Origin of the sequence: Magnetospirillum sp. LM-5, assembly GCF_902729445.1 — a bacterium.
Lineage (GTDB): Bacteria > Pseudomonadota > Alphaproteobacteria > Rhodospirillales > Magnetospirillaceae > Magnetospirillum.
Map to the genome: position 1 here is coordinate 65,440 of NZ_CACVCE010000001.1, position 26,632 is coordinate 92,071.

Below are 26,632 nucleotides of genomic sequence, written 5' to 3' on the forward strand. Positions count from 1 at the left end.
CTCCCTGGCGGCGCCGTTTGCCGGCGTCCGTTTAATTCACCAATGCTTATATTATCATTTTATTTACTTGCCAAATGGAATGTGTTCAGTTCCAGGCTGAAAACACCAATGGCAGCCACACCAGGGCGAACAGGGTGCTGAGTGCTACGGCAACGGCGGCGCGGTCGGGATGGATGCCCTGCAGCGTGGCGTGGACCACGGTGACGGCGGCCATGGGCACCAGGCTTTCGACGACCAGCACCTGATGGGCGACCGGCGGGAAAGCGTGCAGCCAGATCCGGTCCACGGCGACGAAGGCCAGGGCTGCGGCCGGCCAGACGGCGAACTTCCAGGCGAAGGCGAAGGCAAGGAAGCCCCAATCGACGCGGAAGCGGCGGATGCCGGCCAGGCCCAGCCCGACGATCATCATGCCGACGGCGGAAAAACCGCCGGCCAGCAGATCGACCGTCTGCGGCACGAAGGCCGGCAGGGTGATTGCGGCCAAATTCAGGGTGACGCCAAGCCAGCAGGCGTGCAGGCCGGGATATTTCGCCACCCGGATCAACGCCCCCATGACGCCTGATTCCTGGCGGGCGACCACGAAGAAGCCGACGGAATTCTCGTAGGCGGTGGCGCCGAACGACACCAGCACCACATAGGCCAGGCTGTCCGGCCCGATCAGGGCCAGGCAGGCGGGGATGCCGAAGAAGCCGGTATTGCCGGTGGCGGCGGTGAAGGCGGCGATGCGCTCGCGCCCGTCGCTCCACCGCCTTGCCGCCAAGGGCAGCGCCACCCAGGCCGCCAGGCAGGCCAGGGCGCACACCGCCAGCGGCAAGACGGCCATGGCCGCATCCAGCCGGGCGTTATAGAAGCCCTTGAACACCACCGCCGGCGACAGCACGAACAGGGCCAGCTTGCCGATCTCGCGGGCGTTGACCTCCAGGAAACGGCCCAGCATGAAGCCGATGGCCACCAGCAGATAAAGCGGGATCAGTTTCACCGCCAGCAGGGGCTCGGCGCCGGTCATCGGATCAGGATCGCCCGGAAGTCGTTGACGTTGGTCCGAGTCGGCCCGGTCACCACCAGGTCATTCAGGGCGGCGAAGAACCCATAGGCGTCGTTATCCTCCAACCGGGCGGCCGGATCCACGCCCAGGGTCCGCGCCCGGCTCAGGCTGTCGGGGGCGAGGATGGCGCCGGCATTGTCCTCGGACCCGTCGATGCCGTCGGTGTCGCAGGCAATGGCATGGATGTCCGGGGCGCCGTCCAGCGCCAGGGCCAGGGCCAAAAGAAACTCGGCATTGCGCCCGCCCCGGCCGGTGCCGCGCACGCTGACCGTGGTCTCGCCGCCCGACAGGATGGCCAGCGGCGCCGCCAAGGGCTGGCCGTTGCGGCGGGCCGACAGGGCGATGCCGGCCATGACCTTGGCCACCTCGCGCGCTTCGCCCTCGATGGAATCGCCCAGCACCAGGGTCCGAAAGCCCCGGCTTTCCGCCAGCCGGGCGGCGGCCAGCAGCGATTCCAAGGCCGTGGCGACGATGAAGGTCTCGGCCCGGGCCAGGCGCGGGTCACCGGGCTTTGGTGTCTCGTCGTGGGCATTCGCCAGGTGGCGGCGCACCGCGTCGGGGACGGCGATTTTCCACCGCTCGACGACGGCGCGAGCGTCGGCGAAGCTGGTCGGGTCGGCGATGCCCGGTCCCGAGGCGATGGTGCTGGGATCGTCGCCCGGCACGTCGGAAATGGCCAGGGTGACGAAGCGGGCGGGGAAGGCGGCGGCGGCCAGCCTGCCGCCCTTGATGGAAGACAGGTGCTTGCGCACGCAATTGATGTCGGCGATCGGCGCACCCGATCGCAGCAGGGCGGCGCCGACGGCTCGCTTGTCGGCCAGATCGATGCCGGGTGCCGGCAGGGCCAGCAGGGCCGAGCCGCCGCCCGAGGCCAGGAACAGCACCAGATCGTCGGCGGTCAGCCCGCCGACCATGTCGAAGATGAGGGCGGCGGCGGCCAAACCGTCGGCATCGGGCAGGGGGTGGCCGGCCTCGACCACGCGGATGCGCGAGCAGGCCGCACCGTGGCCGGTGCGGGTGACCACCAGGCCGGTCAGCGGGCCGGGCCAATGGGCCTCGACCACGTGCGCCATGCTGGCCGCCGCCTTGCCGGCGCCGATGACGATGGTGCGGCCCTTGGGCGGCGCCGGCAGAAAGGCCGCCAGCGATCGCGCCGGCAAGGCCGCCGCCACTGCTTGCGCGAACATCTCGCGCAGCAGGGCGGCCGGGCTCATGCCAGCCAGGCCTTGGCCCAGCCCAGGCTTTCGAGGGTGGTGCCCTGGGGGGTGTATTCGCAGCCGACCCAGCCGTCATAGCCCAGGCGGTCCAGGTGCCCCAGCAGCCAGGCGATATCGACCTCGCCGGTGCCGGGCTGGCTGCGGTGCGGCGGGCAGGCGATCTGGATATGGCCGATGCGTGCCAGGTATTTCTCGAGGGTGCGGGCCAGGTCGCCTTCGGACACTTGCTGGTGATAGACGTCGTACAACAGCTTCAGGTTGCCCAGGCCGACATCGTCCAGAATCTCGATGGCCTGACGGGTGCGCGACAGGTAATAGCCGGGATTCTCGTGGCTGTTCAGCGGCTCGACCAGGATGGTGATGCCGCGGTGGGCCGCCGCCTCGGCGGCATGGCTTAAGTTGGCGATCAGGGTCTCGCGCACCGAGCGGTGCCCGGTCGGCGGCGCGATACCCAGAAGGCAATTCAGCTGGCGCACGCCCCAGGCTTCGGCCAGGTCCAGCGCCTGGGTGACGCCTTGGCGGAACTCGTCCTCGCGGCCGGGCAGGCAGGCCAGCCCGCGTTCGGACTTGTCCCAGTCGCCGGCCGGAAGGTTGAACAGCACCATTTCCAGTCCGGTGGCATCCAGGCGCTCGCGGATGGCGGCGGCCGGCACGTCATAGGGAAAGCGGACCTCGACCGCCTTGAAGCCCGCCTGCGCGGCAAGGGCGAAACGGTCCAGGAAGGCCTGTTCCGTGAACAGCAGAGAAAGGTTGGCGGCAAGTCTGGGCATGAGCGGTGCAAATCAGCTAAGGTGTCGACCAGCAACGATGGTGCCTTGGAAGGAGCGCGTGGGCAATGGCTGTGTCGACCAAATCGGATCGCATCACCGGAATTCTCGCTCCCGTGCTGACCCCGTTCGACCGGACGCTGGCACCCGACCCCAAACGCTTCGTGGCATTCTGCCGGGTTCTGCGTCAGTTGGATATCGGCCTGGCCCCGTTTGGCACCACCAGCGAGGGCAACTCGCTGGAAGCCGGCGAGAAGCTGGCGCTGCTGGACGCGCTGGCCGCCGACGGCACCGACATGGGCCGCGTCATGCCCGGGACCGGCACCTGCTCGATCGTCGAGACGGCGCGGCTGTCGGCCCACGCGGTCAAGCTGGGCTGCGGCGGCGTGCTGATGCTGCCGCCCTTTTATTACAAAGGGGTGTCCGACGACGGCCTGTTCCGCGCCTTTTCCGAGGTGATCCAGCGGGTCGGCTCGAAGGCTTTGCGGGTCTATCTGTACCACTTCCCGCGCCAAAGCCAGGTGCCTTTGTCGCTGGCCCTGATCGAGCGCCTGCTGAAGGCCTATCCCGGCACCGTCGCCGGCATCAAGGACAGTTCGGGCGAGCTTGCCAACATGCAGGCGATGATCAAGTCCTTCCCCGGCTTCGACGTCTTCACCGGCACCGAGGCGGTGATGCTGGACGTGCTGAAGGCCGGCGGCGCCGGCTGCATTTCCGCCAATGCCAACGTCAACGGCGCGGCGATGGTCGAGCTGTTCAGAAACTGGCGCGAGCCGGGAGCGGCCGGCCTGCAAGAGGCGCTGACCGCCTTTCGCGTCGCCACCCAGGATTTTCCGCTGATCGCCGCCTTGAAGGCGCTGGTGGCTGGGGCCTGCGGTGACCAGACCTGGCGCCTGACCCGTCCGCCGCTGATGGACCTGTCGCTCGAGGCCGAGGACCAACTGGTCAAGCGGCTGGATAAGGCCGGGTTCAAAGTCTAAACTCGCGATCATCCGGAGAGGGGCTTCGTTCGTGCAGCGGTGGCGTTTTGGAATTCGGGCCAAGTTGCTGGTGGCGATCGGCACCGTCAGCGCCATGACCCTGCTGGCCGGCATCATCGCCTGGGCCGGCTATAACGAAATCGGCCGTCTGCTGGCGGCGGTGACCGGCGAAAACCTGCCGCGTGTGACCACCGCCTTGAAGTTGTCCGAAGCGACCGCCCGGCTGGCCGCCTCGGCGCCGTCGCTTGACGCCTCGCGAAGCCAGTTCCAGCGCCAAGGCGCCTTCATCGCCCTGCAGCAGCAGACCGAACGCCTGCGTGGATTGATCGAGACCCTCGAGGGATCGGGCGTCGATCGCGCCCAGCTCGAGGAATTGCGGGCGCTGATGACCGGCATCGGCGACAACATGACCAACCGCAATGCCATGGTCGAACATCGCCTGGTGCTGCAAAGCCGCAGCCTGGCCCTGGCGGCCGAGGTCGATCGCCTGAGCGTCGATCTGCACGCCAGGTTGCTGCACCGCACCCGCGACCCCATGGCCGAGCAGGTGGTGGCCGCCGCCGACCTGTTGCGGGCCGGCGCCAACGCGGCCAGCCTGGACAAGGTGGCCGACGCCCGCCGCGGCTATGAAGAGCAAGCTCGCCGGCTGGTGCTGCTGATGGATAGCGCGGGCGACACCGCCATGCGCGAACTGGGACGACGCACCGTCTCGTTCGGCAGCGGTCCGGACAACGTGTTCGAACTGAACGTGCGCCGCCTGATCGCCGAGACCCGCTTGGCCGCCGCCAACGAGGAAGGCCGCGATCTGGTCGCCCGCACCGCCTCGGCCATCGGCCGTCTGGTGGCCGCCGCCGAGGCCGAAGCCTCCGATAACAGCCGGCGCGCCCACCAGGCCCTGACCGAGGGGCGCCGCTTCATGGCGGTGATCGCCGTCATCACCGTGGTCGGCGCCTTGCTGTTCGTATGGCTGTACCTGGCCCGCAACATCGTCAACCGCTTGGCCTCGTTGGCCCAGGCGATGCACCGCATCTCGGAAGGCGACATCGCCACCAAGGTCGAAGCCGACGGCAATGACGAGATATCCGACATGGCCGGCGAATTGGCGATTTTCCGCGATGCACTGACCAAGCTGCGCGAATCCTCGGACGCCTTGAAGGAATCCGAGCGGCGCATGCGCACCATCCTCGACACCTCGCCGTTGGCGCTGGCCATCAGTCGGACGTCCGACAACACCATCTTGTACGTCAACCCGCGCTGGAGCGAGCTGTACGGCCCGCCGGCCGAGAAGGCGATCGGCATGACCACCGCCGAATTCTACGCCGACCCCGCCGACCGCGACCGCATCGTCGATCTGGTGTCGCGCCAGGGCTTCCTGGCCGATTACGAAAGCCGGATGAGGGGCGCCGACGGCGAGGATTTGTGGGCGATGATGTCGGCGGCGGCCATCATCATGGACGGCGAGCCGGCGGTGTGCGTCTCGACCACCGACATCACCAAGCGCAAGGAACAGGAACAGGCCCTGGCCGAGGCCAAGCAGACCGCCGAGGATGCCAGCCAGGCGAAAAGCCTGTTCCTCGCCACCATGAGCCACGAGATCAGGACGCCGATGAATGGCGTGCTGACCATGGCGCAGTTGCTCGAAGAAATGCCGCTGCCGCCGGAACAGCGCGAAATGGCCCGCATCATCCGCGATTCGGCCACCGCGTTGCTGACCATCATCAACGATATCCTGGACTTCTCGAAGATCGAGTCCGGCAAGCTGCAGCTGGAAAACGTCGATCTGTCCCTGGTGGACATCGTCGAAGGGGTGGCCGAGCTGCTGGCGCCGCGCGCCGTCGAGAAGGGCATCGGGCTGATTTCCTTCGTCGATCCCATGCTGCCCGGGCATCTGCGCGGCGATCCGGTGCGGTTGCGCCAGATCATCACCAACCTGGCCGGCAACGCCATCAAGTTCACCGATCGCGGCTGCGTCCGCCTGGGCGTCGAGATGGATCCCGGCCGGGCCGGTTTCGTGCGCTTCACCGTCAAGGATACCGGCATCGGGCTGGACGGCGAGCAGCAGGCCCGCCTGTTCGAGCCCTTCGCCCAGGCCGACGCCACCATCGCCCGACGCTATGGCGGCACCGGCCTGGGGCTGTCGATCTGCCGCCGTCTGGTGGCGATGATGGGCGGCGAGATCGGCGTCGACAGCAAGGTTGGCGAGGGTTCGGTGTTCTGGTTCAGCGTGCCCTTGGAGATCGTCGCCCCCGACGCCGAACCCGGCCCCGATTTGGCCGGGGTGGCGGTGCTGGTGCTGGCCGAGGGGCCGCTGGCCGCCGAGGCGATGCGCCAATATCTCGGCCATCTGGGCGCCCAGGTGGCGGTGGTGGCCTCGACCGACGGGGCGTTGGCGGCGGTGCGCGCCGCCGCCCTGGCCGGATGGAGCTATGACGTCGTGGTGATGGACGGGGCGCAGGACTTCAAGCTGCGCCTGTCGGTGGCCCGCGCCCTGCTGGCCGCCGCCGGTCCGCAGACCACGACCAAGGTGGTGATGGTCGCCGCCCACTCGGTCTATTCCTCGGCGTCCTCGAATGCCCGCGAGGCCGGGCTGTTCGCCGCCCTGCCCAAGCCGGTGCGTCGGCGCACCCTGTGGCGGACGGTGGCCGCCGCCGCCGGTCGCACCATGCTCGACGACATCGACGAGGATCGCGCCGTGCTGGCCTCGGCCTACCACCCGCCCAGCTTCGAGGAGGCGGCGGCGGCCGGCGCGCTGATCCTGGTGGCCGAGGACAATCCCACCAACCAGGTGGTGATCCGCCGCCTGATGGAGCGGCTGGGCTATGCCATCGACATCGTCGGCGACGGCCGCGAGGCGTGGGACCGCATGCAGATCCGCGATTACGGGCTGTTGCTGACCGACTGCCACATGCCCGAGATGGACGGCTATGCCCTGACCGAGCGGGTGCGGGCATGGGAAAAGGAAACCCTGAACCGTATGCCGATCGTGGCGTTGACCGCCGACGCCCTGGCCGGAACCGCCAAACGCTGCCACGACAGCGGCATGGACGCGTTCCTGGCCAAGCCGATCGACCTGGCGCAACTGGATGCCACCGTCCGCAAGTTGCTGCCGGCGGCGGCCGCCCTGCGCCGACGGGTGTCCACCGAGGCAAGCGCCGCGGGGGCGCCGCCGTCGCAGGCCCAGGTCGAGGAGGCGCGCCCGCCGGTTCTGGACCTGGCGCCGATGCGGGCGATTTTCGGCGGCGTCACCGACGACGCCAAGGAATTGCTGGCGTTGTTTGTCGAGAGCACCCGGCCGCTGGTCGTCGAGATCGACGAATCCTTGGGTCGCGCCGACATCGAAGCCGCGCGGGAGGCGGCCCATTCGGCCAAGGGGGCGGGGAATTCGGCGGGCTGCTTCCGCTTCGGGCGGCTGTGCGCCGAAATCGAAGCCGCCTGCGGGCGCGACGATGGCGAAGTGGCCGAGGCGCTGCTGCCGGCCCTGCAATCGGCCTTCGAGGAAGCCGCCGCGGCGATCGCGGCGCTTTAGTTGTCCGTGTAAAAGTCCTTCGCTTCGCTTGGTGTACTTTTACACGTTGATTCAACGTGCTCGCCTCATGGCGGGAAGACAAGCTAAGCCCGCGCGGAAAGCTTGCTTGAGCACGGGATTGCCCAACAAAATCGGGGAAAAGTACACCGAGGCCAAGCCGAGGGACTTTTTCACGGGGGATTTTAACCGGGGGCGGAAGGACGCCGTACGAACCCTCGGGACACCAAGCCCCTATTCGTCGTCGAAGCGGCCCGGATAGGGAAGCGGGGCCGGATCGTCGTCCTCGGGCTCGGCCACCGCCTTGGCCTTCAAGGCGCGGCGCAGAATCTTGCCAGTGGTGGTCTTGGGCAGGCTTTCCAGGAAGTGAACCTCACGGGGCGCCAGTGCGGTGCCCAATTCATGGCGGGCGAACGACAACAATTCCAGCCGCAGGGAATCGCCGGCCTCGAAGCCGGGATTGACCGAGATGAAGGCCACCGGAACTTCCCGCAGCAGCAAATCGGGCTTGCCGACCACGCCGGTTTCACCCACCGCCGGATGATTCATCAACGAGCATTCGATCTCGAACGGGCCGATGGTGTGAGCCGCCGACTTGATCATGTCGTCGATGCGGCCGATGAACCACACGCAGCCATTGGCCCCCAGCCGCACCTGATCGCCGGTCAGGTACCAGCCCTCGGCGAATGACGCCTCGGTGCGGGCCGGATCGTTCAGGTAGCCGGAAAACAGCGACGGCAGGGTGGCGCGAATGGCCAATTCTCCGACCGCTTCGGCCTCGGTCGAGAAGAGCAGCTTGCCGTCCTTGACGGTGGCGACCGCCGCCTGGACGCCCGGCAGCGGCCGGCCCATGCTGCCCGGTTCAGCGCAGCCGATGCGGTTGGCGATGGCGATGGCGCCGGTTTCGGTTTGCCACCAGGTGTCGAGAAACGGCACGCCCAGCGCCTTCTCGCCCCAGGCCACCGCCTCGCGGTTCAAGGGCTCGCCGACGCTGGCGGCGACGCGCAGCGAGTTCTGGCGATACGAGCGGGCCAGCGCGGCACCGAAGCGCATCATCATGCGGATGTTGGTGGGCGTGGTGTACCACACCGTCACCTTCTCGTCCTTCAAGATGCCGTACCAGCGCCTGGTATCGAACTCGGCCTCGTCGATCACCGACAGGCAGCCGGCCGCCAGCGGCGCGATGATGCCGTAGCACGAACAGGTCACCCAGCCCGGATCGGCGGTGCACCAATAGACGTCGTCGGGCGCGAGCTCGAACACCTGGCGGGCGCTGACCAAGAGCGACAGTACGGTGCGGTGCGAATGGACCACGCCCTTCGGCGTGCCGGTGGTGCCGCTGGTGAAATGCAAAAGGGCCGAATCGGTCTCGGTGGTGGCGACCGGTTCCATCGGCGCGACCTTGCCGATCAAGGCGGCGAAGTCGTGACAGCCGGCCGGACACTCGCCCGGCTCGCCGATGGTGATGACATGGGCCAGGTCCGGCAGTGCGGCGCGGATGGTGGTCATCTTGCGCTGATAAAGGCTGGCGGTGGTGATGACCACCCGGGCGCGCGACAATTCCAGGCGGGCCTTCAACGGGCCGGGGCCGAAGGCGGAAAACAGCGGGCAGAACACCGCGCCGGCCTTCCACGTCCCCAACGCCGCCAGGAAGAATTCCAGGCCGCGATCCAGCAGCACGGCGACCACCTCGCCCTTGGCGACGCCCAGGCTGTTCAGGGCGGCGCCGACACGGCCCGATTGCTCGGCCAACTCGCCATAGGACAATTGGCGCCGTTCGTAGCGTCGGCCCAGGCTGACCAGGGCAGGGCGGCCGGCATGGCCGTCGGCGACGTGGCGGTCGGCCGTTTCATAGGCGATGTTCAGGCCGCCTCCGGGCAAACCGGCCAGCAACGCGTGCGCCTTGCTCCAGTCAAAATCCGTGTCGCCGGCGGGGGCTCCCCGTCCGGATTTCGCCTTGGCCATTCATCCTCCCGCCCGGTCCAGCCGCCGGGTAGTGTCCTTCGCTGGTGGTCGAGCATTCTGCGTGCAGCAAGGCGCCAGCGCAATGATCTGAATCGCAAGCCAGAAATGCATCAAATCATGGCTTGGCGACGCGGGCGGCGATGTCGGGCTCCAGGGCGGTGCTGGCCGTGCCGGCCTTGCCCGTGGCCAGGGCTCCCAGCCGGCGCGCCTCGGCGGCGAAGCTGGCGCTTGGCACCGCGCCGCCCAGCACGCGGCCGCCCTCGAAGGTGAAGGTGCCGACATGGATGGCGGCCAGGGTCGGTTGACCGGCCCGCCACACCAGCACCGGCGCGCCGGAATCGCCATGAACCGCGTCGCAATCATGGGTCAGAAGCCCGGCCCCCATGCGGCCGGCCACCCTGCAGCCGATATGGGCGGCGGGGATGTGCGCCTTGTCCTGGCCGTAGCCGACGGCGACCAAGGAATCAACGGCTGCCGCCGTCTCGCCGATGGCGACCCAGCCGGCGATGTCGCCCAGCGGCTCGGCCAGGGTCAGCACCGCCCAATCATGGGCGGCCAGCGCCGGTGAATAAGGCTGGCCGAACTGCCAGCCCGGCGCAACGCTGGTGGCGACAACACGGGTGGCGCCCAGATAGGCGCCCCGGGCATATCCGGCGACCACATGCAGCGAGGTGGGCGGCATCGGCCTCAAGGTGCTTTTGTTCCACAGGCAATGGGCGGCGGTGACGGCCAGGGCCGGGCCGACCAGGATGGCGCTGCAATGGCCGCCCTTGCCGTTATTGAGCCGGGCCACCGCGCTCCACGGATATTGGTCGCGGGCGACCTCGATACGGTCGTCGGCGCCCTTGATGCCCTTCAGCCCCTGGGCGGCGGCGGGCAGGGCGGCCGCCAGCACCACCAGGGCGCCAAGGCGGGTCATCAGCATGCCAGCCTCGCCCGGATGGCGGCGGCGATGTCGGCGGCGGCGTTCAGGGGCGGATGGCTCCAGCGCTCCAGCCGGGTGCCGGCATTCAACGGTCGGGCCAGGCCCAGGGCGTATAATTGGGCGTGCAGGCGGGCATGCTTGGCCACTACCCAGCCGTCGGGGGCGAACAGATAGACCGGGGCCGGGCTGGCGCAGGCTTCGCAGGCCATGGACACCGAATCGCCCGTCACCACCAGGGCATCGGCCAACGCCAGGAAGCCGAAATAGGGATTGTCGCCGGCAGCCCCCCAGCGATGGATGAAACTGGGCTGGGGGATGGCGGCCAGCAGGGCCTGTTCGGATTCGGCGCCGGTGCGGCGGCTGGTGGTGACCAGCAGCGAGCCGCCGCCCGCCAGGTCGCCCGCCCGCCGGCCCAATTCGGCGGCCATGGCAGGGGTGAATGGGCGCCGCCGGGTGGCGCCGCCCACGATCACCGCCACCCACGGCCGGGGCAGGTGGGCGAAGCGGGGCGCCCACATCTCGGCCGCCTGGGCCAGTTTGGCTGGTGTCACCCGGTGCGGCGCCCCGGTGATCGGCAGCACGTAGCCGCCGGTAAGCCGGCACTCGTCATGGCCGGGTACGGCGATGATGTCGAACTCGGCCCGCCCGCCCGGGCCGGGATCCATGATCTGCACCAGCATCGCCCCCGAGCGGCGCTTGATCCAGCGGGCGACGGGCGCGGTGCGCCGCCCGGCGGCGATCACCACCCGCGGCCAGGGTGCGACCAGGGCTGCCGCCGAGCTGGCGGTAATGCCGGTCAGGCTGGCGCCGCGCAGCAGGTTGGGCAGCCCGCCCAGCCGGCCGTAACGGATGTCCTTGACCTCGAACGGCAGGCCCAGCGCCTCGGCGACGCCCAGGCACTGGCCGACATTGCCTGCGCGGTCGTCGGTCAGGACCCAGATCGGGGCAGTTTCGCTCACCCTATTTCCCCTTGAAGGCGGGGCGGCGCTTTTCGCGGAACGCGGCCATGCCCTCGGCGTAATCCTCGGTTGCCAGGAAATCGTAGCATTCATTCAGTTCGGCGTCGCTGATCGGCGTGGCATCGTCCAGGCGGGCCAGGAAGGCCTTGTGCCAGCGATTGGCCAGCGGCGCGCCGTTGGCAATGCGTTTTGCTGTGGCCTGGGCTTCGGCCTCGGCCTCGTCGTCGGCGACGACGCGGTTCAACAGTCCCTTGGCGAAGGCCTCGTCGGCGTCGAACACCCGGGCCTCCAGCAAGATCTCGGCGGCGACCGCCGGGCCGGCGATACGGCGGATGGCGGCGATCTCGGGATAGGCCATCACCACCGAAATCTTGTTGATCGGCACGCCGAACTTGCCGGACTTGGCGGAAATGCGCATGTCGCAGCAGCAGGCCAGTTCCAGCGCGCCGCCGACGCAGGGGCCGAAGATCAGGGCGATCACCGGCTTGGGGCAGGTCCTGACCGCGTCGAGTGCCCGGCGCATCACCACGTCGTATTCCTTGGCCTGGGCGGCATTGGCGCGCAGCGTTTCGAACTCCTCGATGTCGGCCCCCGGCGCGAAGGCCTTTTGTCCGACCCCGCGCACGATGATGGCGCCGACCGAGGAATCATCGGCCAGGCTCTCGAAGGCCTGGGCCAGGCCCTGCCACATCGGCAGGTTCAGCGCGTTCATGCGGTCCGGTCGGTTCAGCACCACCGTCGCGATGTTGCCTTCGCGGTTCACCAAGATAAGATCGGACATCAATGCGCTTCCTTGATTGTCGGCTTGCAGGAAAGCGCGATTGTGCCTATAGACCGCAAAGCCGACAACCCAGGCATAAGGTGTTCTTCCATGCAGACCGCTTCCCGCACGCCCGAACAGAAGCAGGCGGCCATCACCACCGCTCGCATCTTGTTGGAAATCAAGGCCGTCAACTTCCGTCCGGAAGAGCCTTACATCCTGACCTCGGGCTGGGCCAGCCCGGTCTATGTGGATTGCCGCAAGGTGATTTCCTTCCCGCGGGCGCGCGCCACCATCTGCAACCTGATGACCCAGGCGATCTTGCGCGATGCCGGCTACGAATCGACCGACGCCATCGCCGGCGGCGAGACGGCGGGCATTCCCTATGCCGCGTGGATTTCCCAGCAGATGGCTCTGCCGATGCTGTATGTCCGCAAGAAGCCCAAGGGCTTCGGTCGCAACGCCCAGATCGAGGGCGAGTTCGCCCCGGGCGCCCGCGTCGTGCTGGTCGAGGATCTGGCCTCGGACGGTGCCTCGAAGGTCAATTTCTGCAACGCCATCCGCGAAGCCGGCGGCGTGATCAAGCATTCGGCGGTGGTGTTCTTCTACGGGGTGTTCCCCGGCGCCCTGAAGTCGCTGAACGAAGCCGGCGTCAGCCTGTCCTACCTGGCCAATTGGTGGGACGTGCTGGAAGTGGCCGAGCAGGACAGCCTGTTCGACAAGAAGACCATCGAGGCGGTGCGCAGCTTCCTGCACGATCCGGTGCAATGGTCGAAGCTGCACGGCGGTCGCAGCGAATAGGAAAAAGGCGCCGGGGCGAACCCGGCGTCTTTTTCGTCAGGCCTACTGGCCCAGCTTCTTCTTTTCCATGTGGCGGCGGAAGGCCTCGCACTGGTCCTCGCGCTGGCTGCGCGGCGTGAACCACACCATGTCGAACGGCAATTGCTCGGTCTCATAAAGGTCGGCGTACATCGCCGGCAGGTTCTTGTCCGACTGCACTTCGATGAAGGCGATCGAGAAGACCTGATGACCGGCCGCGATGGTCGCCAGATGGGCCGGCACGCCGCGATCGAAGCGGGCATGGCCGGCGCCGGCGATCAGCACGGCGCTCTTGCGGGCGGCGATGCCTTCGACGATGGCGTGGGCCATCACCGAATCGCGGGCGCGCTGGATCTGCACCATCGCCGGCAACGACTTGTCGGGCAGCATGTCGCAATGGCTGGACTTGATCTCGCGCTCCATCCCCTGCTGGACCGCGGGCGGCAGCGGCTTGTCCAGGCCCAAATGGTGGGCGGTGGCGGCCGGGAAGGTGTTCTTGGTCAGTTGCCGAGTTTCATCCTTCGACAGGTTGGCGGTCAGGATCGGCAGGCCGGCCGACAAGGCGGCGTCGGCGATGGGGCGGTAAAGCGCCCAATCCGGCCAGCCGGTCTTTTCCCACTCGACGGCGGCGCCTAAGCCGGCATCGTCGCCGGGGCGGTCCTTGAGGTGGCGGGCCAAGGCCTCGCGCTGGCTGGAATCCAGCATCTCGAACGCCACCGCCGGCTTGCGGCCGGCGGCGATCAGATGACGCAAGATCCAGGCCTGCAAGGTGTGATGGTCGGGATTGTCGTGGGTCTCGCCCAGGATCACCACGTCGGCGGCCGCCGCGGTGCGCACCAGTTCGTCGATGGCGACGAAGGCCTTGGTCTGGGGGTCCCACACCTTGCCCGCCAGCGGATGGCCGGTTTCCAGCGTGCTGATGAAGGCCGGCGGCGATCCCGCCAGGGCAGGAGCCGACAGCAGCAGGGACAGGGCGACAAACAACGATCTAAGGTGCATGGCAGGGTTCCAGGATGACGGAATCCACTCCGCCGACATAATGCGACAGCGACCGGCACTCGCCCTTGACGCACAGACGATGGTCGGCGGCGAATTCCGACCGGGCCAGGATCAGCCGGGGCCGCGTTTCGGGCGGCATCGGCCAGCGGTACCAGCCCCGTTCCAGGCGGGCGAAGGCCGGCGGTTCCATGCCGGCGCCCGAGCCTTTAATGCGCGCTTCCAATCCGGTCAAGCCCGTCTTGCCTACGCGCCAGTCTTCCTGCCACTCGACCTTCTCGATCGTGTGGATCCAGCTTAAGGTGAAGCGGTCGTCGGGCAAGGCCACCTGGGCGGCCGGTCCGCCGGCCATCAGGGCCAGGCACAGGGCGATCATGGTTTCTTGCTTCTCCACCATTGCCAGCCGACGAACGCCGCCGAGACCGCGATGCCCAACTCGTCCGTCAGGGGCACGGCCAGGACCAGCAGGAAGGCCCCGAAGGTCGCCCAGATCCGTTCCGGCCAGTTCAGCTCGGTCATGAAATAGCCGATCGCCGCGCCACCCCACAAGGCAATGGCCAGGCACGCCTTGGACAGCACATAGGCCACCTGCCAGACGGTCGGGTCGCCCTGCAGCATCAAGGCCGGGTCATAGACGGTCATGAACGGGACGACATAGCCGGCCAGGGCGATGCGGCTGGCCAGCCAGCCGATTTCCATGTGGCCGGCCCGCGCGATCGAGCTGGCCGCCAGCGCCGCCAGCGCCACTGGCGGCGTCAGGTCGGCCATGATGCCGAAATAGAAGCAGAACATGTGCGACACGATCAGCGGCACGCCCAGTTTCAACAGGGCCGGCGCCGCGATCGAGGCGGTGATGATGTAATTGGGAATGGTCGGCAGCCCGGTGCCCAGGATGATGCAGGCGATCATCGTCAGCACCAGGGCGAAGAACAGGTTGCCGCCCGACCATTCGACGATGGCGGTGGCGAAGCTGGACGCGATGCCGGTCAGCGTGGTGACCCCGATCAGCACGCCGACCAGGGCGCAGGCCATGCCGACGCCGACGGCGTTCTTGGCGCCGTCGGCCAGGGCGCCGACCATGGTCTGGACGATCGAGCGCCCGCGCGCCAGCAGCGCGGAAGCGATCACCAGCACGCCGACCACGCTGGCGGCGACGGTTTCGTGCGGCAGCTTGGCCCGGGACAGGGCGACGGCGCCACCGGCCACCGCCAGCCAGAAGACGATGCGCAACAGGTTGGTCTTCATCGTCACCGTCAGGCCGTTGCCCAGGATCAGGACCAGGGTGCAGGCCAGGCCGATGACGCCGGCGAACAGCGGCGTATAGCCGGAAAACAGCAGCACCACCAAGGCGGCGACCGGCAGCAGCAGGTACCAGCCCTCGCGGATGGCCTTGACGGCGTCGGGGCATTCCGAACGGGGGATGCCCACCAGCTTGTGGCGGCCGGCTTCCAGATGGACCATCCAGAAGGCGCTGCCGTAATACAGCACCGCCGGGATGATGGCGGCGATGGCCACCTCGGAATAGGGGATGCCCAGGGTCTCGGCCATGATGAAGGCCACCGCCCCCATCACCGGCGGCATGATCTGGCCGCCCATGCTGGCGGTGGCCTCGACCGCGCCGGCGAAGGCCGGGCGATAGCCGAAGCGGACCATCAGCGGAATGGTGAACTGCCCGACCGTCAGCACGTTGGCGACGCCCGAGCCGTTGATGGTGCCCATCAGGCCGGAACTGATCACCGCCACCTTGGCCGGACCGCCCTTGGCCCAGCCGACCAGACCGATCGAGACGTCGTTGAACAGCCGGATCATGCCGGCATGTTCCAGGAAGCTGCCGAACAGGATGAACAAAAAGATGTAGGTGGCCGACACGAAGGTCGGCGTGCCGTAGATGCCCTCGGTGCCCAGGAACAATTGGTCGATCAATTGGTCGAAGCCGAAGCCGCGATGGGCCAGTGGCCCGGGCAGCCACGGCCCCAGCAGGGCATAGGGGATGAACACCCCGCACATGATCGGCAGCGACCAGCCCATGATGCGGCGCGAGCCTTCGAACACCAGGGCGATGACGATGGTGCCGACCAGCAGGTCGGTCTGACTGGGATCACCCGCCCGCTGGATCAGCTCGGCCTCGAACACCCAATGGTAAAGGCCCAACGCGAAGCCGCCCGCCCCCAGCAGCCAGTCGTACCACGGGATGCGCGCGCGGCTGTCGGCCTCGCGGGCGTTGAACAACAGGAAGGTCACCAGCAGCAGGAAGCCCACATGGATCGAGCGCACCGCCTGGGTCGGCAGCGGCGTGAAGGTGGCGGTCCAGATCTGGAAGGCGGAAAAGGCGACGCCGACCCAGAACACCGCCCGGGCGGCTTCCCCTTGCAGGAAGCCATGCGCCGAGGCGGGATTCTCTTTGTCGACGATCCGCTTGACGCTGGTATCGTCCATGGCGGGCGCCCTATTTCAGCACGCCCTTTTCTCGGTAGAACCGGGCCGCGCCCGGATGCAGCGGCACCGGAGCGGTGGCGGCGGCGGCATCGAGCTTGATGACCTTGGCGGCCACATGGGCGGCGGTCATCTGGTCCAGATTGTCGAACAGGGCCTTGGTCAGGTCATAGCCGGTCTGTTCCGAGACGTCGGAATGGGTGACCAGATAGTTCTGCACGGCGGCCGTCGGCACGTCGCCGGTCTGGCCGCCATAGGTGTTGGCCGGGATGGTGGCCGGCAGATAGGCGGCGTCGCCGATCTTGGCGATCACCTCGGGCGGGATCGGAACCACCACGATCGGCACCGAGTTGGACAGGTCGCGGATCGAGGCCACGCCCAGGCCGGCCGATTGCAAGGTGGCGTCGATCTGGCGGTTCTTCATCAGATCGACCGATTCGGCGAAGGCCAGGTACTCGACGCGGGCGAAGTCCTTGTAGCTCATGCCGGCGGCGGCGAACACCGCGCGGGCGTTCAGCTCGGTGCCCGATTTCGGTGCGCCGACCGAGATGCGCTTGCCCTTCAGGTCGGCCAGGCTCTTGATGCCGGAATCGGCCGCCGCGACGATCTGGATGTAGTTGGGATAGATGGCGGCGACGGCGCGCAGCTTGTCCAGCTTGGTCTTGAAGCCGACCTCTTCGTGGCCTTCCCAGGCCTGGGACAGGGAATCGCCCAGGGTGAAGCCGATTTCGCCGCGGCCTTGCTGCAACAGGTTCAGGTTCTCGACGCTGGCCTTGGTGGCCTGCACCGACGCCTTCACCCCCGGCACCTTGCCGTAGATGTTGGAAAGGGCGACGCCCAGCGGGTAATAGACGCCGCTGGTGCCGCCGGTCAGGACGTTGACGAATTGATCGGCCTTGGCGGGAAAGGTGGCCGCCAGCACGACGGCAGCCGCCAGCGCACGGCCGGCGAGGGACGTAATCCGGGACATGGGTTCCTCCGTGTCGAGATATTCGTTTTTTATCGTTGGAAACACGGTACCCCGAAGCCCGGGAAGCGGCAAGGGCGGGTCTGACCAGTTACGAGTCTGCCGCAGGGCGAAGCATCGACAAAATCGCCAATCCCATCAGCGCCGAGGCCAGCGAGCCGACGATCACGCCCAGCCGGGTGGCGGCGATGCCCTCGCCATTGGGGAAGGCCAGTCCCCCGATGAACAGGCTCATGGTGAAGCCGATGCCGGTCAGCACGGCGACGCCGTAAAGGCTGCGCCAGTCGGCGCCGTGGGGCATCGGCGCCAGGCCCGTCTTGATGGCCGCCCAACTGGCGGCGAACACGCCGGCCTGCTTGCCCACCAACAAGCCGGCACAGATGCCCAGGAACACCGGATCGGCCAGGATCGCCGCATCGATTCCGTCCAGGTCGATCCCGGCATTGGCCAAGGCAAAGATCGGCAGGATCAGGAAGGCGACCCACGGGTGCAGGCGATGTTCCAACTGGCTGTGGCCGTCCTTCAGGGGGATGGTCAGCCCCAGCACGACACCGGCGATGGTGGCGTGCAGCCCCGACGGCATCAGGCAGGCCCACAGAACCAGGCCAACCAGCAGATAGGGCCAGGTCCGGGTCGTTCCGGCCCGGTTCATGCCGATCAGGACCAGGGCGCAGGCGGCGGCCCCGGCCAGGGCGACCAGGTTCAGGCCGCCCGAATAGAACAGGGCGATCACCAGGATGGCGCCCAGGTCGTCGATGATGGCCAACGCGGTCAGGAACACCTTCAGCGCCACCGGGACCCGGCTGCCCAACAGCGCCAGCACGCCCAGCGAGAAGGCGATGTCGGTGGCGGTGGGGATGGCCCAGCCCCGCAAGGCGGCCGGGTCGTTCCAGGCGAGCGCCACATAGATCGCCGCCGGCACCGCCATGCCGCCCACCGCCGCCAGGGCGGGCAGGGCCAGCTGACCGGGCTGCGACAGCTCTCCGGCGGTGAATTCGCGCTTGATCTCCAGCGCCACCAGCAGGAAGAACACCGCCATCAGGCCGTCATTGATCCAATGCAGCGTCGAGAGCGGCCCCAGCCTGGCATCCAGCGCCCACTGGTAGGCTGCGCCCCAGGGCGAGTTGGCCAGGACCAGGGCCACCACCATCATCGCCACCAGCACCAGGCCGGACGCGGCCTCGAGGGCCAGGAAGCTTTGGATGGCCGACAATAGCGGACGGGCAGGATTGTTCATGGCGTCAATCTAGGGAACGTCCGGGAAAGCACCAGTCGGGATATCCCCCTATTGGTCCAGGCGCAAGGCCATGCGCACCAGTTCGGACAGGCTGCCGGCATTCATCTTTTCCATCACCCGGCCGCGATGAATTTCCACGGTGCGGACCGAAATGTTCAATTCGGCCGCCACCGCCTTGTTGGCCAGTCCCTGGACCACCAGGGCCATCACTTCGCGTTCGCGCGGCGTCAATTCGGCGGCCAGGGCGCGCAAATCGTCCAGCGCCCTGCGCTCGTTCAAGACGCGTTGGTTCTGATCGAGGGCGGCATCGACCGAGCGGGCCAGGACGTCCTCGTCGAACGGCTTCTCGATGAAGTCCGACGCGCCGTCCTTCAAGGCCTGAACCGCCATGGCGACGTCGGCATGGCCGGTGATGATGATCACCGGCAGGTCGATGCCGGCGCCCTTCAGGTGGCGCTGCAGATCCAGCCCGCTCATTCCCGGCATGCGGACGTCGGCGATCACGCAACCGGGCGCGCCTTGCTCGAACCCCGCCAGGAACGAGCCCGAGTCCGGGAAGGCCCGCGCCGACCGGCCCGAGGATTCCAGCAGCAGGACCAGGGATTCGCGGATGGCCTGATCGTCATCGACGACATAGACAAGGGGGGCTGGCGGCATGGTCAATCCTTCTCCGTCGGATCAAGGGGCAGGCGGAAGCGGAAGGATGTTCCCGTCGGCCCGGTTCGTTCCAGCCAAATAATGCCGCCATGGGCCTCGACAAGGGTACGGCAGATCGATAGGCCCAGCCCCATGCCGGTCGCCTTCGAGGTATTGAACGGCTCGAACAGCCGCTCGCCGATGTCGGGCGCGATGCCGGGGCCGCAATCGGCGACCTCGAAGACGATGGCGCCGTCCTCTGGTTCCGCCGACAGCGCCACCCACGGGTCGGCACTGTCGGCCTTGACCATGGCATCCAGGGCGTTGCGGATCAAGTTGACCAGCACCTGCTGGACCTGGACCCGATCGACCGGCAGGTCGGGGGCCGATTTGTCGGGATTGGCCGCCAGCCGGATGCCCAGCCGCTTGGCCTCGGGGGCGACCAGGGCAAGGGCGTCGGCGATCAGCCGGGCCGGCGGCACCATTTCGCGGGTCAACCGGTCCTGGCCGATGAACTGGCGCAGCGACTTGACGATGTCGCCGGCCCGCTGGGCCTCGTCGACGGCGCGCCCCATGGCGGCGCGGGCCTTGGTGCTGTCTTCGGGATTATTGTCCAGCAGCCGTTGGGCGGCCCGGGCGAAGGCCATGGCGGCCATCAGGGGCTGGTTCAGTTCGTGGGCCAGGGCGGCGGCCATCTCGCCGGCCAGCGACAGGCGCGAGATGTGGGCCAGTTCGACCTGGCGGGCCTGCAGGGCGGCGGCGGTGCGCCGGCCCTCGGCCACCGCCGCGCCCAGGGCCAGCGAGGCCAGGGCCAGGACCAGCATCAGCAATTGGAAGGCGGTGACCGTGGTCGATTCGTGACCGACCGACTGGATGGCGATGATCAGCGCCCCTTGGGTGGCCAGATTGGCCAGCACCGCGCCGTCCAGCCCGAAGCGCACCGAGGCCCAGATCATCGGCACGAACAGCAGATAGAACAGCCGGAATTCGTCGGCGGCGCGGATTCCGAACACCAGCCACACCATCAGAACGATGGTCAGGCCCTGCAGCGCGGCCTCGGCCGTTCGCCGGGGTGATGGCCAGCGCGGCACGAAGCGGTAGGCCACCAGCAAGAGCGGCGTCATCACCGCGATGCCGATCATGTCGCCGATCCAGAAGCGGGTGGTGGCGGCGGTGAAGCGGGCGGGGTCAAGCTGGCCGAACCAGACGAAGGTGCCGACGTAAAGCACCGCCACCGCCAGCGAGCCGACGGCGGCCCCGACATTGAGCAGCAGCACGTCGCGCAGGCGGTGGAGCGAGATGTCCAATCCCAGCGGGCGGCGCAGGATATGGACCAGCAGGCCATAGAACCCGGCGATCGTCGCCGCCGTCAGGACGGCCGGCAAGATGGTGGTGGTCGGGGTGCGGATGAGGAAATCGGCCAGCAGCGAGGCCAGGAACACCAACGGGGTCCAGCGGATTCCGCGGATCAGCAAAAAGGCCATCGCCAATCCCGCCGGCGGGTTCCACGGCGTGATGGACAGGTGGGAAATCGAATGGATGAAGCTGATCTGGTCAAGGAACACATAGGCGGCCAGGAAGATCGCCGGTTCCAGGACGCGCCTGAGGCTCATCGCTCGCCCTTGAAGGTCGACAGCAATTGCGCCAGTTCGACCGCCGTCTTGACCGCCATCTTCTCGAAGACGTGGGCGCGGTGGACCTCGACGGTGCGCATGGTGATGCCCAAATCGTCGGCGATGACCTTGTTCATCTTGCCGGCCAGCACCAGTTCCATGACCTGCTTCTCGCGGGCGGTCAGGCTGGCCAGGCGGCTGGCGATGCCGGCGCTGCCGACTTCCTGTTGGCGCCGCCGGGCCGCCCAGGCCAGCGCCTCGACGACGCGATCGACCAGTTCGTTGTCGTTGAACGGCTTCTCGACGAAATCCAACGCCCCCTTCTTCAGGGCCGACACCGCCATCGGTACGTCGCCGTGGCCGGTCAGGAAGATCACCGGCAGGATCGAGCTGGCGTCCTTCAGCTTGTCGAACAGGTCCAGCCCGCTCATGCCGCCCATGCGGATGTCCAACAGCAGGCAGCCGACCAGGTCGGGGCGCCAGGCGGCCAGGAACTCCTCGGCCGATCCGAAGCCGATGGCCTCCAGCCCGCGCGATTGCAGCAGCCAGGACAGGGCGTCGCGAATGGCTTCGTCGTCATCGACGATGAACACGGTCTCGGCGGTCATGCCGCCCTCGTCGGCAGCGAGAAGCAGAACACGCTGCCGCCCGACGGATTGGGCTCGAACCACAATCGTCCGCGATGGAACTCGATGATCGAGCGGCAGATGTTGAGCCCCATTCCCATGCCCTCGTCCTTGGTGGTGAAAAACGGCTGGAACAAGCTGTCGGCGGCGTCGGCGGCGATGCCCGGCCCATGGTCGGCCACCTTGACCACCGCGTGATCATCCGCCGCCTCGACGGTGATGACAAGGGGGGCGCCGGAATGGTCGGCGTGGCTCATCGCCTCGATCCCATTCCGGACCAGGTTCAGCATCACCTGTTCCAGCAAGATGCGGTCGGCCTCGACCTGCGGGTCGGCGCCGGCCAGGGCGACCTGGATGGGGATGCCGCGCTGTCGGGCGTCGAACTCGATGAAGCCGACCGAATCCTCGATCACCTGATTGAGCGCGCAGGCGTTCAGCCGGGGCTCGGACTTTCGGACGAAATCGTGGACGCGGCGGATGATCTGGCCGGCCCGCTGGGCCTGCTGGCCGACCTTGGCGAGCGCCGGGCGCAGGTCTTCGCGCTCGAAGCGCGGGCTGTCCAGTCGGTTCAGGCAGCCGGCGGTGTAGCTGGCGATGGCCGACAGCGGCTGGTTCAATTCGTGCGCCAGCGTCGAGGCCATCTCGCCCATGGTGATCAGTCGGGCGGTGCGCTGCAATTGCTCTTGCTGCTGTCGGGCCATTTCCTGGGCGCGCTTTCGTTCGGTGACGTCCAGGACCGAGGCCATCCAGCCGGTCTGGCGCCCATCGGCGCCGATCAACGGCGCTTCATAGACCAGGGCCCAGAACGGCTCGCCATTCTTGCGGCGGAACTGGATCTCGAAGCCGTCGGGGGGGGCGTCGCCGGCCATGACCCGGCGGTGCATCTCCATGGTCTGGTCGAATTCCTCGGGCAGCCAATAGGGCATCGGCGGCGCGGTGCCGACCAACTCGGCGGCGCTCCAGCCGACCATCTGGCAGAAGGCCGGATTGACATAGGTGATGCGGCCGTCCAAATCGCGGGCCCGCATGCCGACCGTCAGCGAATCCTCCATGGCCTTTCTGAAGGCGTGCTCGGCCAGCAGTGCCTGTTCGGCCGCCTGGCGCCGCTGCACGCTGCGACGCAGTAGCCACAGGCTGAAGGCCGCCACCACCGCCAGGGTGAAGATCGCCGCCGCCAGGATGTTGCGCACCAGGTTGGTGGCGCTGCGATAGACGGTGGCGACCACCGCGACGCCTTGTCCCGGCGGGTTCAGCCCGACCTGATGGGACGGGCCGGGCTGGAACAGATCGACGCCGGTCTTGGTGCCCAGCACCGCGCCGCCGGCATCGACCAACTCGACCTTGTATTTCTCGGCGACCCACCATGGCACCAGATGGGTCAGCAGGCCCTCGGTGGCGAAGATGCCGACGATCGTGCCTGCGAACTGGCGATGGCGATAGACCGGCACATGCACCTCGAACACCGGCCCGCGCCCCGGCGCGATGAAGGACCCGGTCCAGGCGGCGCGGCCGACCGAGCGGGCCAGCGAGAAGGCGGTCCACCACGGCGCCGTCTCGTCGGGCGGATAGCCGTAAGGGTCGCCCTCGGCCGGCGGCATCGCCAGGATCGCGCGGCCGGATTCGTCGCGCAGCAAGATGCGGTCGATTTCCTTGTTGTTGGCGACCAGGGCGCGGGCGCTGACCGCGAACCCGTCGGGCGACAACGTGCCGCGCTCGAGGTCGGTGGCCATCTGGGCCAGCTTTTCCTCGGCCGAGGTCAGGTGGAAATGGATGTTCTGCTCGACCCACAAGATGTCCTTGATCAGGGTCAGCCGTTCCTCTTCCAGTTCGGTGCGCTGCAACACCCACAGCAGCACGCCTAGCAGCATGACCACCAGGGCCATCGCCGCGATCGGCATGGTCTGCAGAAAAGTCCGGCCAATCAAGGGGTTGCGCGCGTTCATCCGGAATCAAGGCCCGTGTTCGGATATCCACAATAGCTCAAGCGGCGAAACTTAAGAACAATCGGCGGCGATAATCAGTCCAATTCAGTCCCGGGAGGACGTGCCCCATGAATTTTCGTACCCTTCTTTGCTGCGCGGTCGCAGGCGTGATCGCCGCCGGCTCGGCCATGGCCCAGCAGGCCCAGCCCATCGTCATCAAGTTCAGCCACGTCGTCGCGGTCGACACGCCCAAGGGCAAGGCTGCCGAGATGTTCAAGAAGCTGGCCGAGGAACGCACCAAGGGCAAGGTCAAGGTCGAGGTCTTCCCGAACAGCCAGCTCTATAAGGACAAGGAAGAGATGGAGGCCCTGCAGCTGGGCGCCGTCCAGATGCTGGCCCCGTCGCTCGCCAAGTTCGGCCCGCTGGGCGTCAAGGAATTCGAGGTGTTCGACCTGCCCTATATCTTCCCGTCGAAGGAAGTGCTGCGCGCGGTCACCGAAGGCCCGGTCGGCCAGGGTCTTTTGCGCAAGCTCGAGACCAAGGGCATCCTGGGTCTGGCCTATTGGGACAACGGCTTCAAGATCATGAGCGCCAACAAGCCGATCCATAAGCCCGAGGATCTGAAGGGCCAGAAGATGCGCATCCAGTCGTCGAAGGTGCTGGATGCCGAAATGCGCGCCCTGCAGGCGCTGCCGCAATCCATGGCCTTCTCGGAAGTCTATCAGGCGCTGCAGACCGGCGTCGTCGATGGCACCGAGAACCCGCCCAGCAACATGTTCACCCAGAAGATGCACGAAGTGCAAAAGCACGCGACCGTCACCAATCACGGCTATCTGGGCTATGCGGTGATCGTCAACAAGAAGTTCTGGGAAGGCCTGCCGACCGACATCCGCGCGGTTCTGGAAGGGGCCATGAACGAATCGACCCGCTTCGCCAACGCCATCGCGCTGCAGGAAAACGAGGACGCGCTGGCCGCCATGAAGGCTTCGGGCAAGACCGACTTCTACACCCCCACCGCCGACGAAGTCACCGCCTGGCGCAAGGCCCTGCTGCCGGTCCACAAGGACATGGAAAGCCGCGTCGGCAAGGAAACCATCGAGGCGGTCTACAAGGAAGCCGCCAAGCTGGGCTTCAAGAACTGATTTGACGTGACAAAAGGGGGCGCCCACCGAGGCGCCCCCGCCTTATCCACCGGAGCTTCCATGCTGAAAGTCCTCGACCACCTCGAGGAAGGCTTCATTGCTTTCCTCATGGCCGCGGCGACGACCATCATTTTCGTCGCGGTCATGCACCGATACGCCTCGGGCGTGTCGTTCCTGTACGATTATGTCGGCCATCTGGATTTTTCCTGGGCCCAGGAATTGTGCATCATCATGTTCGTGTGGATGGCCAAGTTCGGCGCCGCTTACGGCGTGCGCACCGGCATCCATGTCGGCGTGGACGTGGTGATCAATCGGCTGGAAGCCAAGAATCGCGGCCGCTTCATCGTGTTCGGCCTTTTGTCGGGCGCCTTGTTCACCGGCACCATCGCCCTGATGGGCGGCCATTTCGTGTGGGAAAACGGCGCCCATTACGGCATCACCCACGCTTTGGGCATCGTCAATCCCGACCTGTACGAAGGCCCGACCACGCCGGATCTGGAATGGCAGACCTGGGTGGTCTATTCGGCCATCCCGCTGGGCTCGTCGCTGATGTGCTTCCGCTTCCTGCAGGTCTGCTGGGCCTTTCTGCGCACCGGCGAGCTGCCGCACCACGACCACGGCCATGTCGAGGGTCTGGAGGAAGACAGCGCCGATCCGCAGCGCGCCGCCCAGGACATCAACTGGTTCGAAATGGATGACGGGTTGCATCCCAAGGACATCGCCCACCACGAGGGCCAAGAGAACAAGGAGAAGGGCCAATGAACGCCGCCATCATCTTCGGGCTGCTGATGGCCCTGATGCTGACCGGCATGCCCATCTCGATCTCGCTGGGCCTGACCGTTCTGACCTTCCTGTTCACCATGACCCAGGTGCCGATCGAATCGGTGGCCCTGAAGCTGTTCACCGGCATCGAGAAGTTCGAGATCATGGCGATCCCGTTCTTCATCCTGGCCGGTAACTTCCTGACCCATGGCGGCGTGGCGCGTCGCATGATCAACTTCGCCACGGCGATGGTCGGTCACTGGCATGGCGGCCTGGCCTTGGCCGGCGTCATGGCCTGCGCCCTGTTCGCCGCCGTGTCGGGCTCGTCGCCGGCCACCGTGGTCGCCATCGGCTCGATCATCCTGCCGGCCATGGTCAAGCAGGGCTTCCCGAAAAGCTTCGGTGCCGGCGTCATCACCACGTCGGGCGCGCTGGGCATCCTGATCCCGCCGTCGCTGGTGATGGTGATGTACGCGGTCGCCACCAACACCTCGGTCGGCGCGCTGTTCATGGCCGGCGTCATTCCCGGTCTGGTGCTGGCCTTCCTGCTGGGTTTGACCACCTGGTGGATCGCCCGCAAGAACAATTATCCGCGCCTGCCCAAGGCCGACTTCAAGCAGCGTCTGGGGACGCTGAAGGAAGCCATCTGGGGCCTGATGCTGATCGTCATCGTCATCGGCGGCATCTATACCGGCGTGTTCACGCCGACCGAAGCGGCGGCGATGAGCGCGGTCTATGCCTTCATCATCGCGGTGTTCGTCTATAAGGACATGCCGCTGAAGGGCGTGCCGAAGATCCTGCTGTCGTCGGCGTCGATGTCGGCGATGCTTTTGTACATCATCACCAACGCCGTGCTGTTTTCCTTCGTGCTGGCCAACGAGAACATCCCGCAGGCCATCGCCGATTGGATCGTCGGCATGGATCTGGGCATCATCGCCTTCCTGCTGGTGGTCAACGTCTTGCTGCTGGCCGCCGGCAACTTCATGGAACCCAGCTCGATCGTGCTGATCATGGCCCCGATCCTGTTCCCGGTGGCCATGAAGCTGGGCATCGACCCGGTCCATTTCGGCATCCTGATCGTCGTCAACATGGAAGTCGGCATGTGCCACCCGCCGGTGGGCCTGAACCTCTATGTCGCTTCCGGCATCACCAAGATGGGCATTTCCGAGCTGACGGTGGCGGTGCTGCCGTGGCTGTTGACCATGCTGGGCTTCCTGATCGTGGTGACCTATTGGCCGCCGCTGACCATCTGGCTGCCGAAGATATTGGGTGTCATGTAAGGAATTTGACCCTCACAAAACTGGGCCGATCCGTTAGGATCGGCCCATCTTCTTTTCC

General features: G+C 67.0%; 22 protein-coding genes. 6 read left to right on the forward strand and 16 right to left on the reverse strand.

Translation table 11 applies throughout. The features are described 5' to 3' along the window. Nucleotides 1-85: 85 nt before the first annotated feature. The 3 genes from MTBLM5_RS00315 to otnI are packed head-to-tail and all read right to left on the reverse strand — an operon-like array spanning nt 86 to nt 3,032. Complete coding sequence (locus tag MTBLM5_RS00315; RefSeq protein ID WP_173973819.1) at nt 86-1,006, reverse strand: AEC family transporter; 921 nt, start codon at nt 1,004-1,006, stop codon at nt 86-88. Beyond that, on the reverse strand, nt 1,003-2,259 hold the full coding sequence (locus tag MTBLM5_RS00320) for a glycerate kinase (protein ID WP_173973820.1): 1,257 nt from the start codon (nt 2,257-2,259) through the stop codon (nt 1,003-1,005). Before MTBLM5_RS00320 ends, MTBLM5_RS00315 begins: the two co-directional genes overlap by 4 nt. Continuing rightward, a complete protein-coding gene (otnI, locus tag MTBLM5_RS00325) occupies nt 2,256-3,032 on the reverse strand; it encodes a 2-oxo-tetronate isomerase (protein WP_173973821.1) in 777 nt (258 codons plus the stop codon). Before otnI ends, MTBLM5_RS00320 begins: the two co-directional genes overlap by 4 nt. Before the next feature lie 65 nt (nt 3,033-3,097). Between otnI and MTBLM5_RS00330 the strand changes: the two genes are divergently transcribed. Continuing rightward, complete coding sequence (locus MTBLM5_RS00330; RefSeq protein WP_173973822.1) at nt 3,098-4,009, forward strand: dihydrodipicolinate synthase family protein; 912 nt, start codon at nt 3,098-3,100, stop codon at nt 4,007-4,009. Nucleotides 4,010-4,079: 70 nt separating this feature from the next. Continuing rightward, nucleotides 4,080-7,535 carry a response regulator gene (locus tag MTBLM5_RS00335; protein WP_254430855.1) on the forward strand — a complete coding sequence of 1,152 codons (3,456 nt, stop codon included), beginning with the start codon at nt 4,080-4,082 and terminating at the stop codon, nt 7,533-7,535. Between the two features lie 231 nt (nt 7,536-7,766). Here the strand turns inward: MTBLM5_RS00335 and MTBLM5_RS00340 are convergent, their stop codons facing one another. The 4 genes from MTBLM5_RS00340 to MTBLM5_RS00355 form a co-directional block, all read right to left on the reverse strand. Beyond that, the gene (locus MTBLM5_RS00340; protein WP_173973823.1) at nt 7,767-9,497 is read right to left on the reverse strand and encodes an AMP-binding protein; all 1,731 of its coding nucleotides are present in this window, start codon (nt 9,495-9,497) and stop codon (nt 7,767-7,769) included. 115 nt (nt 9,498-9,612) lie between these two features. Beyond that, complete coding sequence (locus tag MTBLM5_RS00345; RefSeq protein ID WP_173973824.1) at nt 9,613-10,422, reverse strand: serine protease; 810 nt, start codon at nt 10,420-10,422, stop codon at nt 9,613-9,615. Further along, nucleotides 10,416-11,381 carry a mitochondrial fission ELM1 family protein gene (locus tag MTBLM5_RS00350; protein WP_254430846.1) on the reverse strand — a complete coding sequence of 322 codons (966 nt, stop codon included), beginning with the start codon at nt 11,379-11,381 and terminating at the stop codon, nt 10,416-10,418. Before MTBLM5_RS00350 ends, MTBLM5_RS00345 begins: the two co-directional genes overlap by 7 nt. A gap of 1 nt (nt 11,382) precedes the next feature. Further along, nucleotides 11,383-12,162 (reverse strand): enoyl-CoA hydratase/isomerase family protein, encoded by a 780-nt coding sequence (locus tag MTBLM5_RS00355; protein WP_173973826.1) that lies wholly within the window; start codon nt 12,160-12,162, stop codon nt 11,383-11,385. Nucleotides 12,163-12,252: 90 nt separating this feature from the next. Between MTBLM5_RS00355 and MTBLM5_RS00360 the strand changes: the two genes are divergently transcribed. After that, complete coding sequence (locus MTBLM5_RS00360) at nt 12,253-12,942, forward strand: orotate phosphoribosyltransferase (protein ID WP_173973827.1); 690 nt, start codon at nt 12,253-12,255, stop codon at nt 12,940-12,942. A 42-nt stretch (nt 12,943-12,984) separates the two neighbouring features. Here MTBLM5_RS00360 and MTBLM5_RS00365 read toward each other — a convergent pair whose 3' ends face one another. The 9 genes from MTBLM5_RS00365 to MTBLM5_RS00405 all read right to left on the reverse strand — a co-directional run bounded on the left by MTBLM5_RS00365 (nt 12,985) and on the right by MTBLM5_RS00405 (nt 23,411). Continuing rightward, nucleotides 12,985-13,959, reverse strand: coding sequence for a ChaN family lipoprotein (locus MTBLM5_RS00365; protein WP_173973828.1), 975 nt, complete (start codon nt 13,957-13,959; stop codon nt 12,985-12,987). Then, nucleotides 13,949-14,332, reverse strand: coding sequence for a DUF1850 domain-containing protein (locus tag MTBLM5_RS00370; protein ID WP_254430847.1), 384 nt, complete (start codon nt 14,330-14,332; stop codon nt 13,949-13,951). Before MTBLM5_RS00370 ends, MTBLM5_RS00365 begins: the two co-directional genes overlap by 11 nt. Next, a complete protein-coding gene (locus MTBLM5_RS00375; protein WP_173973829.1) occupies nt 14,329-16,392 on the reverse strand; it encodes a TRAP transporter permease in 2,064 nt (687 codons plus the stop codon). The genes MTBLM5_RS00370 and MTBLM5_RS00375 overlap by 4 nt, the downstream gene beginning before the upstream one ends. 10 nt (nt 16,393-16,402) lie before the next feature. Then, nucleotides 16,403-17,359 (reverse strand): TAXI family TRAP transporter solute-binding subunit, encoded by a 957-nt coding sequence (locus tag MTBLM5_RS00380; protein WP_173973830.1) that lies wholly within the window; start codon nt 17,357-17,359, stop codon nt 16,403-16,405. A gap of 88 nt (nt 17,360-17,447) precedes the next feature. Beyond that, nucleotides 17,448-18,593 carry a Na+/H+ antiporter NhaA gene (gene nhaA, locus MTBLM5_RS00385; protein ID WP_173973831.1) on the reverse strand — a complete coding sequence of 382 codons (1,146 nt, stop codon included), beginning with the start codon at nt 18,591-18,593 and terminating at the stop codon, nt 17,448-17,450. Between the two features lie 48 nt (nt 18,594-18,641). After that, nucleotides 18,642-19,250 (reverse strand): response regulator transcription factor, encoded by a 609-nt coding sequence (locus tag MTBLM5_RS00390; protein ID WP_173973832.1) that lies wholly within the window; start codon nt 19,248-19,250, stop codon nt 18,642-18,644. A 2-nt stretch (nt 19,251-19,252) separates the two neighbouring features. Further along, nucleotides 19,253-20,842, reverse strand: a complete 1,590-nt coding sequence (locus MTBLM5_RS00395; RefSeq protein WP_173973833.1) for an MASE1 domain-containing protein — start codon at nt 20,840-20,842, stop codon at nt 19,253-19,255. Next, nucleotides 20,839-21,450, reverse strand: coding sequence for a response regulator transcription factor (locus MTBLM5_RS00400; RefSeq protein ID WP_173973834.1), 612 nt, complete (start codon nt 21,448-21,450; stop codon nt 20,839-20,841). The genes MTBLM5_RS00395 and MTBLM5_RS00400 overlap by 4 nt, the downstream gene beginning before the upstream one ends. Next, a complete protein-coding gene (locus MTBLM5_RS00405; protein WP_173973835.1) occupies nt 21,447-23,411 on the reverse strand; it encodes a sensor histidine kinase in 1,965 nt (654 codons plus the stop codon). Before MTBLM5_RS00405 ends, MTBLM5_RS00400 begins: the two co-directional genes overlap by 4 nt. Nucleotides 23,412-23,518: 107 nt before the next feature. Between MTBLM5_RS00405 and MTBLM5_RS00410 the strand changes: the two genes are divergently transcribed. From MTBLM5_RS00410 to MTBLM5_RS00420, 3 genes are read left to right on the forward strand one after another with little or no spacing between them, the layout of a single operon-like run. Beyond that, nucleotides 23,519-24,532: a TRAP transporter substrate-binding protein gene (locus tag MTBLM5_RS00410; RefSeq protein WP_173973836.1), complete on the forward strand. Its 1,014-nt coding sequence runs from the start codon at nt 23,519-23,521 to the stop codon at nt 24,530-24,532. Nucleotides 24,533-24,592: 60 nt separating this feature from the next. Beyond that, on the forward strand, nt 24,593-25,294 hold the full coding sequence (locus tag MTBLM5_RS00415; RefSeq protein ID WP_173973837.1) for a TRAP transporter small permease: 702 nt from the start codon (nt 24,593-24,595) through the stop codon (nt 25,292-25,294). After that, nucleotides 25,291-26,574 (forward strand): TRAP transporter large permease, encoded by a 1,284-nt coding sequence (locus MTBLM5_RS00420; protein WP_173973838.1) that lies wholly within the window; start codon nt 25,291-25,293, stop codon nt 26,572-26,574. Before MTBLM5_RS00415 ends, MTBLM5_RS00420 begins: the two co-directional genes overlap by 4 nt. Nucleotides 26,575-26,632 lie beyond the last annotated feature (58 nt).

Bases quoted from the DNA above. Each gene is read 5' to 3' on its own strand.
- MTBLM5_RS00345 (WP_173973824.1), bottom strand. From the start codon at position 10,422: ATGCTGATGACCCGCCTTGGCGCCCTGGTGGTGCTGGCGGCCGCCCTG.
- MTBLM5_RS00375 (WP_173973829.1), bottom strand. From the start codon at position 16,392: ATGGACGATACCAGCGTCAAGCGGATCGTCGACAAAGAGAATCCCGCC.
- MTBLM5_RS00340 (WP_173973823.1), bottom strand. From the start codon at position 9,497: ATGGCCAAGGCGAAATCCGGACGGGGAGCCCCCGCCGGCGACACGGAT.
- MTBLM5_RS00415 (WP_173973837.1), top strand. From the start codon at position 24,593: ATGCTGAAAGTCCTCGACCACCTCGAGGAAGGCTTCATTGCTTTCCTC.
- MTBLM5_RS00315 (WP_173973819.1), bottom strand. From the start codon at position 1,006: ATGACCGGCGCCGAGCCCCTGCTGGCGGTGAAACTGATCCCGCTTTAT.
- MTBLM5_RS00420 (WP_173973838.1), top strand. From the start codon at position 25,291: ATGAACGCCGCCATCATCTTCGGGCTGCTGATGGCCCTGATGCTGACC.
- MTBLM5_RS00380 (WP_173973830.1), bottom strand. From the start codon at position 17,359: ATGTCCCGGATTACGTCCCTCGCCGGCCGTGCGCTGGCGGCTGCCGTC.
- MTBLM5_RS00330 (WP_173973822.1), top strand. From the start codon at position 3,098: ATGGCTGTGTCGACCAAATCGGATCGCATCACCGGAATTCTCGCTCCC.
- MTBLM5_RS00405 (WP_173973835.1), bottom strand. From the start codon at position 23,411: ATGAACGCGCGCAACCCCTTGATTGGCCGGACTTTTCTGCAGACCATG.
- MTBLM5_RS00400 (WP_173973834.1), bottom strand. From the start codon at position 21,450: ATGACCGCCGAGACCGTGTTCATCGTCGATGACGACGAAGCCATTCGC.
- nhaA (WP_173973831.1), bottom strand. From the start codon at position 18,593: ATGAACAATCCTGCCCGTCCGCTATTGTCGGCCATCCAAAGCTTCCTG.
- MTBLM5_RS00355 (WP_173973826.1), bottom strand. From the start codon at position 12,162: ATGTCCGATCTTATCTTGGTGAACCGCGAAGGCAACATCGCGACGGTG.
- MTBLM5_RS00370 (WP_254430847.1), bottom strand. From the start codon at position 14,332: ATGATCGCCCTGTGCCTGGCCCTGATGGCCGGCGGACCGGCCGCCCAG.
- MTBLM5_RS00395 (WP_173973833.1), bottom strand. From the start codon at position 20,842: ATGAGCCTCAGGCGCGTCCTGGAACCGGCGATCTTCCTGGCCGCCTAT.
- MTBLM5_RS00360 (WP_173973827.1), top strand. From the start codon at position 12,253: ATGCAGACCGCTTCCCGCACGCCCGAACAGAAGCAGGCGGCCATCACC.
- MTBLM5_RS00410 (WP_173973836.1), top strand. From the start codon at position 23,519: ATGAATTTTCGTACCCTTCTTTGCTGCGCGGTCGCAGGCGTGATCGCC.
- MTBLM5_RS00365 (WP_173973828.1), bottom strand. From the start codon at position 13,959: ATGCACCTTAGATCGTTGTTTGTCGCCCTGTCCCTGCTGCTGTCGGCT.
- MTBLM5_RS00390 (WP_173973832.1), bottom strand. From the start codon at position 19,250: ATGCCGCCAGCCCCCCTTGTCTATGTCGTCGATGACGATCAGGCCATC.
- otnI (WP_173973821.1), bottom strand. From the start codon at position 3,032: ATGCCCAGACTTGCCGCCAACCTTTCTCTGCTGTTCACGGAACAGGCC.
- MTBLM5_RS00320 (WP_173973820.1), bottom strand. From the start codon at position 2,259: ATGAGCCCGGCCGCCCTGCTGCGCGAGATGTTCGCGCAAGCAGTGGCG.